General features: G+C 40.8%; 2 protein-coding genes. Both read left to right on the plus strand.

Translation table 11 applies throughout. The annotated features are described in order from the left end of the window. Positions 1 to 38: 38 nt before the first annotated feature. A complete protein-coding gene (locus ACTL4S_RS16405) occupies positions 39 to 485 on the plus strand; it encodes a transposase family protein (RefSeq protein WP_153567213.1) in 447 nt (148 codons plus the stop codon). Further along, a complete protein-coding gene (locus ACTL4S_RS16410; RefSeq protein ID WP_004809604.1) occupies positions 433 to 903 on the plus strand; it encodes an IS5/IS1182 family transposase in 471 nt (156 codons plus the stop codon). Before ACTL4S_RS16405 ends, ACTL4S_RS16410 begins: the two co-directional genes overlap by 53 nt. Positions 904 to 922: the final 19 nt, after the last annotated feature.

Here is a 922-nt window from a genome sequence, read left to right on the forward strand (position 1 = left end):
ATTAGATCTCTTTCATAAATCAAAAAACGATCTTCTTTTTGGTTAATATTTGCACTCCGGATTTCTTGGCATTCGTGCATAATCTGCGGATGAAATACATCGATTCAAACAAGCTTTCTGATCCTCAGTTCAAGCGATACACAGGCATCTCATGGTCAACTTTCTATTTGATGGTTGAGCAATTGCAGAAGCATGTCTCTGCCAAAGGCAGACCGCCCAAGTTAAGCCTGGAGGATCAGGTTCTGCTCTGTCTGAGCTATTGGCGGGAATACCGAACCTTATTTCACGTTGCGACGAGTTACGGGGTTTCAGAGCCCACAGCCTCAAGAATTGTCCGTCATGTTGAAGACTGCCTGATTCGGTCCAATCTGTTTAATTTACCCAAAGATTTACCCGAGGGCGAAGGCATCGACTGGAATGTTGTGATCGTGGATGCCACGGAAATTCCAATCCAAAGGCCTAAAAAAACAGAAGAAAAGCTATAGCGGCAAGAAAAAGACCCATACCTTTAAAGTACAGGCCATGATTCACTACAAAACTCAGCAAATTCTGAGTTTATGTACCAGTCGCGGTGCAGTGCATGATTTCGAGTTGTTCAAACGCAATTTAAACCAGATTCCTTTTGGGGCTTTTATTCTTGCAGATAAAGGCTATCAGGGGATTTATGTGTTGTATCCGAATAGCCTGTTGCCATTAAAAGCCAAAAGACACTGTAAATTGGATCCTGAATTGAAAATCTATAATCAAGAAATCAATAAAAGAAGAATCGGAATTGAGCATGTATTTGGCAGCCTGAAAACCTTCAAAATCCTTGCTGAGCGTTATCGAAATAGAGGTAAAAGGCTTGGTTTGAGATTCAATTTAATCGCTGGAATCTACAACTTGGAACTGAGCAAAAAATGATTTATGAAAGAGGTCTATT

It is taken from the genome of Acinetobacter lwoffii, from assembly GCF_052078135.1.
In the GTDB taxonomy this organism is placed as follows: domain Bacteria; phylum Pseudomonadota; class Gammaproteobacteria; order Pseudomonadales; family Moraxellaceae; genus Acinetobacter; species Acinetobacter lwoffii_Z.